The 13,163-nt window shown below is 41.4% G+C and carries 10 protein-coding genes; 6 read left to right on the top strand and 4 right to left on the bottom strand.

Annotated elements, in window-relative coordinates:
- Positions 1 to 131: 131 nt before the first annotated feature.
- Genes BLA28_RS10850 through BLA28_RS10830 form a run of 5 tightly spaced genes read left to right on the top strand, consistent with a single transcriptional unit; the run spans position 132 to position 4,906 of the window.
- The gene (locus tag BLA28_RS10850; protein WP_071699132.1) at positions 132 to 1,103 is read left to right on the top strand and encodes a sugar phosphate isomerase/epimerase family protein; all 972 of its coding nucleotides are present in this window, start codon (positions 132 to 134) and stop codon (positions 1,101 to 1,103) included.
- 29 nt (positions 1,104 to 1,132) lie between these two features.
- Positions 1,133 to 2,182: a Gfo/Idh/MocA family protein gene (locus BLA28_RS10845; protein ID WP_071699131.1), complete on the top strand. Its 1,050-nt coding sequence runs from the start codon at positions 1,133 to 1,135 to the stop codon at positions 2,180 to 2,182.
- A gap of 27 nt (positions 2,183 to 2,209) precedes the next feature.
- Positions 2,210 to 2,971 carry a sugar phosphate isomerase/epimerase family protein gene (locus BLA28_RS10840; protein WP_071699130.1) on the top strand — a complete coding sequence of 254 codons (762 nt, stop codon included), beginning with the start codon at positions 2,210 to 2,212 and terminating at the stop codon, positions 2,969 to 2,971.
- A gap of 42 nt (positions 2,972 to 3,013) precedes the next feature.
- Positions 3,014 to 4,090 (top strand): Gfo/Idh/MocA family protein, encoded by a 1,077-nt coding sequence (locus tag BLA28_RS10835; RefSeq protein WP_009253662.1) that lies wholly within the window; start codon positions 3,014 to 3,016, stop codon positions 4,088 to 4,090.
- Positions 4,091 to 4,129: 39 nt separating this feature from the next.
- Positions 4,130 to 4,906, top strand: a complete 777-nt coding sequence (locus BLA28_RS10830; RefSeq protein ID WP_071699129.1) for a sugar phosphate isomerase/epimerase family protein — start codon at positions 4,130 to 4,132, stop codon at positions 4,904 to 4,906.
- Between the two features lie 106 nt (positions 4,907 to 5,012).
- Here the strand turns inward: BLA28_RS10830 and BLA28_RS10825 are convergent, their stop codons facing one another.
- From BLA28_RS10825 to BLA28_RS10810, 4 genes are all read right to left on the bottom strand, one after another.
- On the bottom strand, positions 5,013 to 6,881 hold the full coding sequence (locus BLA28_RS10825; RefSeq protein WP_081365608.1) for a heparinase II/III domain-containing protein: 1,869 nt from the start codon (positions 6,879 to 6,881) through the stop codon (positions 5,013 to 5,015).
- Between the two features lie 28 nt (positions 6,882 to 6,909).
- The gene (locus BLA28_RS10820; RefSeq protein ID WP_071699127.1) at positions 6,910 to 7,803 is read right to left on the bottom strand and encodes a carbohydrate ABC transporter permease; all 894 of its coding nucleotides are present in this window, start codon (positions 7,801 to 7,803) and stop codon (positions 6,910 to 6,912) included.
- A gap of 14 nt (positions 7,804 to 7,817) precedes the next feature.
- Positions 7,818 to 8,762 carry an ABC transporter permease gene (locus BLA28_RS10815; protein ID WP_071699126.1) on the bottom strand — a complete coding sequence of 315 codons (945 nt, stop codon included), beginning with the start codon at positions 8,760 to 8,762 and terminating at the stop codon, positions 7,818 to 7,820.
- A gap of 81 nt (positions 8,763 to 8,843) precedes the next feature.
- Positions 8,844 to 10,550 (bottom strand): type 2 periplasmic-binding domain-containing protein, encoded by a 1,707-nt coding sequence (locus BLA28_RS10810; RefSeq protein WP_071699125.1) that lies wholly within the window; start codon positions 10,548 to 10,550, stop codon positions 8,844 to 8,846.
- A gap of 308 nt (positions 10,551 to 10,858) precedes the next feature.
- On the opposite strand from BLA28_RS10810, the gene BLA28_RS10805 reads away from it, so the two are divergent.
- The gene (locus tag BLA28_RS10805) at positions 10,859 to 13,120 is read left to right on the top strand and encodes a helix-turn-helix domain-containing protein (protein ID WP_071699124.1); all 2,262 of its coding nucleotides are present in this window, start codon (positions 10,859 to 10,861) and stop codon (positions 13,118 to 13,120) included.
- The last annotated feature ends 43 nt before the right edge of the window (positions 13,121 to 13,163 follow it).

Below are 13,163 nucleotides of genomic sequence, written 5' to 3'. Positions count from 1 at the left end.
CAGAGGAATCCTATCATTCCCCTGCTGTTTTTTTTATAATGTCTTTGTCAGATCGCGGTTCCCGTGAGACTGACAGACAGGAAAGACAGTCTTTCCTATAAATAAAAGTGGATTACAAGGAGAATAAAAAAATGAAATTGGGGACTTTAACAGTAGCATTGGGAGACCTGTCATTTGATGACGCATGTAAATTCCTTTCCGAAAATGGGGTACAGATGGTGGAAATCGGATGCGGGGGCTTCCCGGGTAAGGCTCATTGTGATGCGGCAGAGCTGCTGGCAGATGAGGAAAAGCGGAAAGCGTTTATGGATACCCTGAACAAATACGGCCTGGAAATCAGTGCACTCAGCAGCCACGGCAATATGGTGCATCCTGACAAGGCCATTGCCAAATCTTTTGACGACGATCTGACAAACGCTATCCTGCTGGCTGAAAAGCTGGGGGTACCGGTGGTAAATACTTTTTCAGGATGTCCCGGAGGAAGCCCTCAGGATGCAGTGCCCAACTGGGTGACCTGCCCATGGCCGGATGACTTTTCACAGATTCTGGAATATCAGTGGAATGAGGTTCTGATCCCGTACTGGAAGGAAAAAGCAGCATTTGCCAGAGAGCATGGGGTTCACAAAATCGCATTGGAGCTGCATCCGGGCTTCTGTGTTTATAACACGAAAACTTTGCTGCGTCTCAGGGAAGCTGTCGGACCGGAAATCGGGGCCAATTTTGATCCCAGTCATCTGATTTGGCAGGGAATGGACCCTTGTGCATGTATCCGTGAGCTTGGAAAGGCCGGGGCTTTGTACCATTTCCACGCTAAGGATACGAAGGTGGATTCCATCAATACCGCGCTGAACGGGGTACTGGATACGGAACATTATGGGAATGAGCTGAACCGTTCCTGGATCTTCCGCGCTGTGGGATACGGACATGGGGAAGAGTACTGGAGAGCAATTATTTCAGAGCTGCGTCTGGCGGGATACGACTATGCTATCAGTATCGAGCATGAAGACAGCCTGATGTCCGGCAGGGAAGGGCTGCTGAAGGCCATTCAGTTCCTGAAGAATGTGCTGATTTACGAAGATAAGGGAAATATGTTCTGGGCTTAAATAATAGAACAGGCCGGAGGGGAAATATTATGAAGCATAAAATAGCAATGGTTGGATTCGGCGGTATGGCCGGCTGGCATTACAATCTGATTAAGGATCTGGAAGATCTGGAAGTGGCCGGTATTTGGGACATTAAAGAGGAAAGGCGTGAGTATGCCGGAACCCTTTCCGTTAAAGTTTATTCAGGACTGGAGGAGCTGCTCGCAGATCCGCAGGTGGATCTGGTACTGATCGCCGCTCCTAATGACGTACATAAAAGTGTGGCCATAGCAGCTTTGGAAGCAGGGAAAAACGTGGTTTCGGAAAAGCCGGTGACACTCAGCTCCAAGGATCTGCAGGAAATGATGGATGCAGCGGAAAGAACGGGAAATTTCCTGACCGTTCATCAGAACCGCCGGTGGGACGAGGACTTTTTGACCGTAAAGAAAATTCTGGAGGAAGGAAAACTGGGGGAGGTTTTTCGGATTGAATCCAGGGTACACGGTTCCAGGGGAATTCCCGGGGACTGGCGGCAGGAAAAGGAACATGGCGGAGGAATGGTTCTGGACTGGGGCGTTCATCTGCTGGATCAGGCGATGCTTATTTATCCCGGCGTAAAACTGAACACCGTATATGCCACAGTTACACATGTGACCAATCAGCTTGTGGATGACGGGTTTAGTGCGGATCTGGGATTTGCCAACGGCGTTCATATCTTTGTGGAAGTGGGAACCAGCAATTTTATCCAGCTTCCCAGATGGTACGTGCTTGGGGCGGACGGCAGCGCGCTGATCGAGGACTGGAGCATGAATGGACGTATTGTCCGTGCAAACGGTACGGATGAGAAGGATGTGGTGCCCGTTATTACCGCTGCGGGCCTGACCAAAACCATGGCGCCCAGAAGAGAGGACAGCATCTACACGGAAGAATTGCCAAAAGTATCCGGCGATATCCGGGAATTCTATCAGAACGTGATGGCCGTGCTGGAGGAGAAACAGGAAAGCCGGATCAAGCTGGATGAGGTCATGCGGGTAATGCGTCTCATGGAAGCCATTTTCGAATCGGCAGATAAGAACCAGGTAATAAGCTTTGAAGAATAATAATCTATAGAAGAAGAGGGAAATCTTATGGAAAAAATGCCAATTGCCGCACAGGTATACTCCGTGCGGGAAGAAGCCGGCGCTGATTTTGCCGGAACAATGAAGCAGCTGAAAACGCTGGGGTATGACGGGGTGGAGCTTGCCGGACTCTACGGAAGAACGCCTGATGAGATCAAAGGATGGCTTGATGAGGCGGGTCTGACTCCTATCGGGGCTCATGTGCCTTTTGATGAATTTGATAAGGATCTGGAGAATACGGTCAGGGCGTATCACAGCATCGGCTGCAGTTACGTGGCCATTCCCAGCATTTCAGAGGATCGCAGGTACGGCGGCAACAGATATGAAGAATTTCTGGCAGCGATTCCGGTGATTGCGGCGGAATGCAGAAAATACGGAATGAAGCTTCTGTATCACAATCATGGGTTCGAATTTGAGAAAACAGCAGATGGGAAAACTCCCCTGGATGAGCTTTACGCATCCCAGAGCCCGGAGGATCTGGAAACCGAGCTGGATACCTGCTGGATAAAAGTGGCGGGAGAAGATCCTTTGGCGTATCTGGAGAAATACCGGATGCGGTGTCCTCTCGTACATATTAAGGACTTCATCCAGGATGGAGAAGTGAAGCTGGTTGCCGTGGGAGACGGTGTGCAGGATATTAAGGCGATTGCGGAAAAGGCGCAGGAGTGCGGCGCTCAGTGGCTTGTAGTGGAGCAGGACAGCCATATTTTCGGCAGCCCGATGGAAAATATGAAAAAAAGTATCTGCTGTCTCAGAAGTATGATGGAATAAGAAAGCAGCAGGCCGGAAAAAGGAAGAAAGGATTTACAGAGCATGAAAACAATGAAAATCGGAATTGTGGGATGTGGGGGAATCGCGAACGGAAAGCACCTTCCTGCAATAAAAAGAAACGGAAATTTTGAGGCTGTGGCGTTCTGCGATCTGATAGAGGAACGTGCGGTCAAGGCAAAGGAAGAGTATGGCACGCCTGATGCGAGAGTTTATACGGATTATCAGGAGCTGATAAAAGAGGATCTGGATGCGGTTTATGTCCTCACTCCCAATAATGCCCATGCGCCTGTCACGATTGCCGCGCTGAAGGCCGGCAAGCATGTAATGTGTGAAAAGCCCATGGCAAAAACTTATGCGGAAGCCAAAGAAATGGTGGAAACAGCCAAAGAGACAGGAAAAATCCTCACCATTGGCTACCAGAACCGTTACAGGCCGGATTCCCAGTACCTGAAACGTGCCTGCGCAAACGGCGATCTGGGTGATATTTATTATGCGAAAGCCCATGCTATCCGCAGAAGGGCCGTTCCCACCTGGGGTGTTTTTATCGACGAGGAAAAACAGGGCGGCGGGCCGCTGATCGATATCGGAACCCATGCGCTGGATCTGACATTGTGGATGATGGACAATTATGAGCCTGAGTCCGTATCAGGATCCGTGTTCCGCAAGCTGGCGGATCAGACGGAGACAGGAAATGCCTGGGGAGACTGGGATCCGGAGAAGTTTACGGTGGAAGATTCCGCTTTTGGATTCATCAAAATGAAAAACGGAGCCACTATCGTGCTGGAATCCTCATGGGCCATCAACAGCCTGGATGTTGGAGAGGCACAGACCAGCCTCTGCGGTACCAAAGCCGGTGCCGATATGGCGGACGGCCTGCGTATCAACAAGGTGGAGTATGGCAGGCAGTGTGTGGAAACACCTGATTTCAGCGCAGGCGGCGTAGCCTTTTTTGACGGGGCTGCGGAGAAGGCTGATGATGTGGAACAGAGGATCTTTTACAACGCTGTTGTGAACGGAGAACCCCTTACAGTCAAGCCCGAGCAGGCGCTTGTCGTAACACAGATTCTGGAAGCGATATATGAAGCGGCTAAGAGCGGGAAAACAGTATATTTTGAGTAAATAACCAGGATAAAGGGACTGCGGACGGGAGGCAGAATAATGGAATTAGGAATTATATCATGGATAGAAGAGGAAAACTTCCGGAAAGCGAAGGAGCTTGGCCTTTCCTTTGTGGAGCTGGATGTGAACGACAGGGCTGAGGAGTTTTTATCGCATCTGGATCAGGTTATCAGCTTCAGTAAGGCGTATGAAATGCCTGTGGGAGCCATGGGCCGCTGGGGAAGCGACCGGATCAGCAAGGACGGCATCCGGCAGGAAGAGTTGGAGCTGGAATACAGGTTGATAGACGCGGCATCCCGCCTGGAATGCGGTGTGTATATTACGGGCTGTAATTATGTGGAAGAACTTTCCTATTATGAGAACTGCAGCTTCGCCATTGCGTATTTTGAAAAGCTGATCGCCTGCGGCAAGGAAAAGGGAGTAAAAATCGCGGTTTATAACTGCCGTTGGAACAATTTTGTAAATAATCCCATGGCATATACCGTGATTCACGGCTATCTGAAGGATCTGTATATCAAGTATGATACTTCCCATTGTATCTATGACGGAGGGGACTATCTTCAGGAGACAAAGGACTGGGGAGATCGTTTTATACATGTGCATCTGAAGGGATCCCTTGTGATTGGCGGAAAACGGTTTGACGATCCGCCTGCGGGGATGGATCAGACGAACTGGGGGGCTTTTCTTTCCGCCCTGTATGCCAAAGGATACAATGGCAGGCTGAGCATAGAGCCGCATTCGGAAACCTGGAAGGGTGAGCTTGGAGATAAGGGCGTTGACTTTACAATTAAATATTTCCGGGGACTGATATTGTAGAAGGTTGGAAATAAGAGATAAAAAGATGTGGCTGCCGAAGGGGATTTCGGCAGCCGTGTTTTTTAAAGTTGAAAACTATTAAAATAGTGGAGGATAGAATAAAAGTTTATGAGGAAAATGGATGAGAAAGGGTATTCGATTTTGGAACAGCATAAAAATCAGCCTGGAATACATGATTTACTGCGTTTTCTTTCGAAGTCACCCGCAAAAACCATACCGTGTTCAGACTGCCGGTATCATATTGCTCCGTTATTATCTCTGCTTTAAAGTCTTCTGTATTATACTTCATAACTATATGACTTCCCTTTCTGGAAAAAACAGCACCATCTTCCAATAGTTTTATTTCCTCTTTTCCGCAAAAGTTTTCACACAAAACACCAGGATCATCCAATACAAGACTATCATATAGAGTTAATGTATCTGTTTCTATATTATGCTGCAAACATCTTACCAAAGACTTAATACCGTTTTCCTTCCCTCCATAACAAGCGCTTATGTCAAGTTGGAAAAAAGGATTCGCTCCCTTTGTTCTGACTCGCAAATCCTTAGCGCTGCATGTGCTGCCTATCATCTGTAAACATCCATTTACAATAGGTACATTGTGACTTCGGGAACTGACAGCCAGAAAATCATATCTTTTTTCACTGAAATAATCTGCATTATATTTTTGCCCGCCTAAATCACAGAGGCAGCTCATGCCATCCGAGTAAAGAATAAAAGAACCGCAGTCATTATGTCCGTGACTGAATTGTTCATAGCCTTCATATCCCGTATTTCCTCCGGAACCATTTTGGCCACCTTTGGCTGCGAAAGCCAGATGTTTTCCTCGGGATAAAAACCATTGGGCATTTTCAAACCATTTCACTGACGTTTCTTGTTCTATATTTACTAACTGGGGCTTTTCTGTATGAGAGACCTCTGTCCAAAGAATATCTCGCAGTGCAATACAATATTTGTCACCCACATCATTTAAAATGTCCGCTGCTGCCGGAGGTATCTCGGCACCGGTTTTCTCATACAGATATTGAGAGATTCCCAGATAACACCTCTGATCATCTGAACAATCCGAAAAATTTACTGACTGATTTCCCGAAACATAATACCAGCTTTGTACCCTGGCAATTTTCGCGAGTTTTGGTTCCCTACGGAATAAGTCTAACTGTCCTTCTGTACGTTCATAAAGCAATTCCGAAAAGCATGTAAACATCCCGAAGCCATAGGAAAAATATCCAGCCCCCTCCAGACACACCCCGTCCTCTCCAAAGGAGGATAAATAAATATCGATGCATTTCAAGGATCTTAATAAAATCTGACGGAGTTTCGGGCCATCCGAAAGCAACTGCAATGCGGCACCTGCAATACAACTCGGACAAACCGAAGCCCAGTTATTAGGAAAATGTTCAAAGAAGAATTTGCGCTCCGGATTCAGCCATGTATCAAGCACACGCCTTTGGACATTCAACTTGATCTGCTCCTTAATCTGATAAGGAAGCCTTTCTCCAAGTAATGCCATTACTTCAGTTAAAGCGTATGCCGTATCACAAGAACACAGATCCAATTGATTATAGTACATAGAGAATGGGATTTCTTCATGACTATATCCAAAAAAATGCGGAGGAATTGTCCAGAATGGTTCACTGCATATTTGCCATATGTCTTCGTTCAGTGCATGAAGCCATTCTTCCTTTTCTGGTTCCGCCCATGCAAGTATGGAAAAGATAATCAAACGACGGCGACGGTTAAAATAAGATGCTTCATAATGTATCCTCTCTCCGTTTTTCCAATATTCACTGAAGGAATCATAGTCCAGAAGGGGGATTTCCTCTTTCAGGTATTCCAATCCCCGTACCCGTAATTGTTTAATCTGCCTGATAGCGAACGGATTATCTATTACAGCCCGGGGGTGTTTATTTCGTGGAAATAACTTTTCAGTACTACATATTTTTATATTTGTTAAATCTAGATTACTAAACATAGATACCTCTCTTATTATTTCGTGTTCTTTATCCTTTTATGGAGCCAATCATTACACCTTTTACAAAGTATTTTTGTATAAACGGATATACCATTAGTATAGGAATCATTGTTACCACGATTAATGCATACTTAATTGTGCCAGCCATCTCTGAAAGCCGCATTTGAAGTTCCGGATCTGTTATCGTTGAAGGATCGATCTGATCAGCCATTAATATGGAACGAAGGAACAGGGTCAGCGGATATAAACTCTTATCATGTAAATAAATCATGGCATTAAAATAGGAATTCCAATGCCCGACACCATAGAACAAAACAAGCACGGCTATAACTGCTTTTGACAAGGGAATAACTATTTTAATAAAATAAGTAAAATCAGAACATCCGTCCATCTGTGAAGCTTCCAAAAGATCTGCTGGTATAGTATTTATAATAAACGTACGGGCGACAATCAGATTATAGGCACTTATCAGACCGGGTAAAAGCATACACCACACGGTATTGAGTATATGCAGTTTCTGTATCAGCAGATAATTTGTAATAATCCCCCCATCAAAAAACATGGTAAAGGTAAATATCAGCATAATGGCATTTCTTCCAGGCAGATCATGCCTTGAAAGGCAGTATGCAGCTGTGATTGTGGTGGCAACATTTATTATGGTTCCAATTACTGTATAAAAAACCGTATTCCTAAATCCTACCCATACATTTGGTGTGTTAAATACCGTTTTATAACCCTGAAAACTGATATCTACAGGAAAAAGTACTACTTTTCCGCTTTGTACTGCCGCACCTGAAGAAATGGATGCACTCAATACAAAAATACAGGGATATAAAACCATAATAAAAAATGCAGTCAGTAAGAGTGTAACAACGACATAAAAAATTTTGTCATTTAAACTAAAGTTTCTGAATTTTTTCATTCAAATTATCTCCTCTAAAAGATGCCGCTGCCATTCAGTTTCTTGCTTCCCCAATTTGCAATTAATAATAAGATGAAATTAATTACGGAATTAAACATACTTATGGCTGTAGAGAAAGAAAAATCGGATAATCCAGAAGCAAGGCCTACTTTATAAACATATGTAGATACAATTTCACTGTAGTTTAAATTCAAATTATTCTGCATCAGCAGAACCTTTTCAAAGCCTATGTTCATAATATTTCCTACTGCCAATATCAGCATAATACTTGCTGTGGGCAGAATTGCAGGGATGTCGATGAAAAACATCCGCTGCAGCCTGCTGGCACCATCAATTTCTGCTGCTTCATGCAATTCCTGATCAACACCCGCCAAAGCCGCAATATAAATGATTGCGCTGTAGCCGGTGGTCTGCCATACACCTGACCATACATAGATATGTTTAAACATTTCTCCTTTAGCCAATATATTCGGTGCAGTGTTTTTGGTAAATAGAGAATACAGGCTTCCATATAACCCATATCGGTTATTCAGGAGTGAGAACAAGAGTCCTACCATTACCACTGATGAGATAAAATATGGGATATAGGTAACCGTCTGTATTATTTTTTTATATTTTTTCCCCATCATTACATTTAAAAATAATGCAAAAATAATGGGAATTGGGAAGGAAACTGCCAGTCCATACAGTGATAAAGTCAATGTGTTTTTCATTATAACCGGAAATTTATAAGAGGTAAGAAATTTAATAAAATTTTTAAAGCCTACCCATTCACTTCCAAAGATACCATCTTTAGGATGATAATCTTTGAATGCAATTATTAACCCTCCCATTGGAGCATAAGCGAATACCACAATATAAACCAGAGGAATCAATAGCAATAGATAAAGCTGCCATCTGGCCCCGATTTTCTTCCACAATGATTTCTGAACAACTGCACTTTTTGTCCTTTTTGCCATAATATCTTCCTCATTAAGTAAAATGCCTGAAACAAAGGGATTGCCATTCTTTTATAATCAAAGGCAATCCCTTCCTTAACGTTACTGCTGACGTTCGTAAGCCGTTTGTGCATTATCCAGCCATTCCTGAAGTCCCATACTATCCAGTTCCTCCAAATAACTGTCCCATCCGGTATCAATATTTCTGGTTCCTGTAATGAATTCTGCCATTGCCTGATTCACAAAGGATGGAATGTTTGTCAAGGCTTCCTGAATAGTTCCAGCCTCTTCTTCATTGTAATGGACAATAGGCAATGTATTTTCTGGATGTGCCGGATAATACCATTCCAACTGCTGTGGATTCAAATAGGTAGGATCGTCAGCAGCAGGGGCTTCTTCCGCCTTGGATCCAACGGAATCCTGCATGGAAACGGAATAATAGGAAGGACCAATAGTTCTCCATGTTGCATTGGAAGGACTCCCCCAGAAATCACCTGTCTGGACATATTTAATCTCATGTCCATAAACCTCTGAGGATTTCCTGCATTCTTCAGGATCCGTAGTATAATACTTATCCTCCGCAGAATTAAATACAAACAGCGTAGTATCATAACTGTAAAAATTATCAATAAACTTAATGGCAAGATCCAATTTGTCAGTATTAGCAAATATAAAGCCTTCCTGTCTGGGATTATCCACATTAAAAGGAGTATAAGCAACTCCATCGGGGCCTTCCAGTGGCTTAATCAGTTTCATTTCCAGATAATTTTTATTTGTTTTTGCTTCCGGCCAGTTGGAAAGAGAACCTGCAGACACCAGCCCTACAACATTATCCGGCTCATTCAGCGTAGCTTTAAAAATAGTTGTATCATCAGTGAATACGCCTGCGGAAAGAAGATTTTCATCATACAGATCCTTTAAATAAATCAAACCATTTTTCCATTCTTCTGTTGCAAATGGGGCAATTACGGTACTTCCATCCTCAGATATGGATAATCCACCATTCTGTGTTCCGCCGTTCCAAAAAATAAAGGAATTCATCAAAGATGCAAGAACATTTTCACCAAAGGCGCCGCTTTGATAACCATAAACTCCTATTTCATCCTGTTTGCCATTTCCATTAGGATCGTTATCTCTGAATTGAATCAGTACATTCTTTAATTCCTCTGTCGTTGTGGGCACTTCCAATCCTAGAGTATCAATCCATTTTTGATTAATAAATAATTTATTAGGTGCCTGATTCCAAACGCTTGGCTGGAATCTGGAAAAACTATACATCTTTCCATCAGACATTATTTGTGCGTTCTCCATGACGGCCTTATCCTTTTCGTCAATTGCACAGTAATTCGGCATTTTGGATGTGTCATGGGAAATATCTGTTATATCCAGAAAAATTCCATCGGTTCCGTATTGCTGAATCATTTCTGATGTCAATATCCCGTCTACAAATAATACATCAGGCATATCTTCCCCGGAAGCAACCATCAGTGAAATTTTGGTACGGCATTCATCCGCATCCTCCGGCAGTTCATAAATATCAATAGTAATTCCCATAGTTTCTTCCACATATTGAGTAAGAAGATTATCCTTATAATCGGTAATCATACTATTTGTCTGTATACCCACTGTTATGGTATTGTCGGTATCTGATGACTTTATACTGCCTTCTTCCCTGGACGCAGCAGACTCTACCCTCGAGCTGGTTTCCGGTGAAGCTGGTGCCGGTGATTTTCCACAGCCTGAAAATACCCCCATTCCCATCAGGACTGTCAATCCGATAGCTGCTAAACGTTTTGTTTTCATTTTCATAGACCTGCTCCCTTCTCTTCTTTGAAATATAATGGTAAATCACTCACTGTCACTGTAAAAATTTCACTGGTGACTGAGTTAATTAAATGATAGCAATACAAAGATTATTTTGAAAGTAACAATCTATCCGTTTCTATCTCATTAAGTATGATAAAATACTCACAATTTTTCTTTTTTATCTTATTTTTTCCAGATTAAGGCCGGGCACTTGCTATTCTAAAAATGGTATTATATTATAAAAAATATTCCTGGTCTTTCCCAATAAAATGTTTCATTTTTACAGATAGAATGATATTGGAGGTAAGGTTATGAAATTTAAAAAAATTCTCGGCCGTTATATTATCAGATATTTTATAGCCTTTCTTATCATTTATATAAGCAATATTCTAATTACTAATGTAGCGCAGAATAACATTCGAAACTATATTCTCGAAAAAATCCGTGCAGAAAATCAGGAAGGGTTGGGTGCCATCGAAAATATGGTTTCAAAAATGGAATTGATTGACAGTATGTTATTGCTGGATCCGGAATTTTCTTCCCTTATATTTAAAAAACAATTGGAACGTTCTGATGTTTTGAATCTGGCAGCCCTAAACCAAAAAGATAAAGATATTAAAAACCTTGTGGATTTTATTCCCTTTTTTTTCTCAATATCAAAAAATAACGAAATGTTTGTTTCCACGGATCAATGCTCCATGAATTTTGACTGGTATTATCCCCGAATGCTATACGCAGAAAAAAGCGGAACAGACCTATCTAATTCTGTGTTGTTCAAGGAATATCTTTTTAAGCAATATACAAACGGTAACTTTTATATAGAATTGGACAAAATATCATTTGTTATAAATAACAAGAACAAAGTAATTGAACATCCTGTTCTTTATCTTGAAAACAGTAATCTTATGAGGGGATTGCATATTTATTTGACCTGCTTTGTAATAGATCCCAATGATATTGTCGAATCAATCATATCTAAAGACTTAAATGCGACAGAATTTCTTACTTTAATAAATAAAAACAGCAATGAACCGTTACTGTCCTATGGTAATACTCCAGAGAATATTTTATCCGATACTACCCCTACTCCATGGAATCAATCCTATAACGGCACTTATATAGTACGGAATGAAAGTAATGAATATATACTGATTTCCGGCCTTTCTGCCAGTTATGTAGAAAAACAGATGCAACAGGTACATTTCATATTGAATATTTATCTGATTGGAGGAATCCTGCTGGTTCTTTTCCTGTCTTTTATACTTGGTTTCAAAAATTATAAGAATATTGAAAACGTGATGATGGTATTACCGTCGGCAGATTTATTCAAATTGAAAAAAGAGAGGAATGAATTTCAATACGTCCGACAGAATATCGAATATTTGAAACAAAAGGATTGTGATAACCTGATTAAAATTAATGAACTGATCACCCGAAATAAAGGAATTCTGCTGGAACATTTTCTGCTGAATGGAGTTTCTTCTCCAACGGAATTACAGAGATTTGCGCATAATTTTGGCAGGGAACCCGAATTTTTTTGTGTTGCCATTGTACGGATAGAAGAAATCGGTGAGCAAATTTCAGATCTGGCTATATTAAGCCTTCTTGAGATGTTTGAAAACGAATATAATAATACTTATTTTCATACACATAGCGGAATATCTGATGAACTGTTTTTAATAGAACTGGCAGCTAATGATGTGCCGAATGTGGAATCTGTCAAAAAATTTTTTCAGGATGCTATTGACGAACTTATCGATCAATATGATCTGGTACTTCATGTTGCAATTAGTTCTATCGGGACAAATCTGAAAAATATTAATCAGTGCTATGAACAAGCCCGACAGATTGTGGAACTACAAAATTTAGATGAAAATGTGTCACGAGTAGTTTCTTATTCTATTGAATCAAATGCTTCTTATCAGAACCCTGTAAATATTGAATTCATTAACCGTTTTTATAATTTATTGAAAACAGGCCAGCTCCAGGAACTCTATGTTATGTTGAGTAAGATAGCAAATTTTTATCACAGATGGCCTTACCAATATGAATTACAAAAAGAACAGGTTTATTTTTCCCTGAAAAATATATTTTACTCCACTTGGCTGCAAATAGATGAACAGCATATCGAGTCTCCCTTTTTTAAACAGATTTTTTATAAGGATATCAGTTGTGATGATTTGATAGAACAATTTAAAAAAGAATGTAAAGAACTTACAGAATTTCTGAATAAAAAAAGAAAAAGTAAAAACATTGAGTTGAAAGAAAAAATTATTGAGTATATTAACTGTAATTATAATGATTATAACTTATCTGCCTATTCTGCAAGCAAAGATATGGGAATAACGGAAAAATATCTTTATACTTTCTTGAAGGAACAAACAGGAATAACATTTGCCGCATACCTTATGGATGTCCGCCTGGAACATGCTAAATATTTATTAAGAACTACAAATTACAATAATGCACAAATTGCAGAATTAACCGGTTTTGGATCAGAGAACACCATGTACCGCAATTTTAAACGCTACATCGGGATGACCCCTAAAAAATATAAAGAAACCTTTGAATAAAAATTTTTACTAATGAAATTAACCCGTAGCCCTTATCGGCTAT

This window comes from Eisenbergiella tayi (assembly GCF_001881565.1).
In the GTDB taxonomy this organism is placed as follows: domain Bacteria; phylum Bacillota; class Clostridia; order Lachnospirales; family Lachnospiraceae; genus Eisenbergiella; species Eisenbergiella tayi.
Note: the sequence above shows the minus strand (reverse complement) of the source record. Positions and strands in the feature narration are given on the sequence as shown.

What these genes read in the sequence shown, in the direction of transcription:
- BLA28_RS10835 (WP_009253662.1), top strand. Translation starts at nt 3,014, where the DNA reads ATGAAAACAATGAAAATCGGAATTGTGGGATGTGGGGGAATCGCGAAC.
- BLA28_RS10820 (WP_071699127.1), bottom strand. Translation starts at nt 7,803, where the DNA reads ATGAAAAAATTCAGAAACTTTAGTTTAAATGACAAAATTTTTTATGTC.
- BLA28_RS10845 (WP_071699131.1), top strand. Translation starts at nt 1,133, where the DNA reads ATGAAGCATAAAATAGCAATGGTTGGATTCGGCGGTATGGCCGGCTGG.
- BLA28_RS10850 (WP_071699132.1), top strand. Translation starts at nt 132, where the DNA reads ATGAAATTGGGGACTTTAACAGTAGCATTGGGAGACCTGTCATTTGAT.
- BLA28_RS10825 (WP_081365608.1), bottom strand. Translation starts at nt 6,881, where the DNA reads ATGTTTAGTAATCTAGATTTAACAAATATAAAAATATGTAGTACTGAA.
- BLA28_RS10805 (WP_071699124.1), top strand. Translation starts at nt 10,859, where the DNA reads ATGAAATTTAAAAAAATTCTCGGCCGTTATATTATCAGATATTTTATA.
- BLA28_RS10840 (WP_071699130.1), top strand. Translation starts at nt 2,210, where the DNA reads ATGGAAAAAATGCCAATTGCCGCACAGGTATACTCCGTGCGGGAAGAA.
- BLA28_RS10810 (WP_071699125.1), bottom strand. Translation starts at nt 10,550, where the DNA reads ATGAAAATGAAAACAAAACGTTTAGCAGCTATCGGATTGACAGTCCTG.
- BLA28_RS10815 (WP_071699126.1), bottom strand. Translation starts at nt 8,762, where the DNA reads ATGGCAAAAAGGACAAAAAGTGCAGTTGTTCAGAAATCATTGTGGAAG.
- BLA28_RS10830 (WP_071699129.1), top strand. Translation starts at nt 4,130, where the DNA reads ATGGAATTAGGAATTATATCATGGATAGAAGAGGAAAACTTCCGGAAA.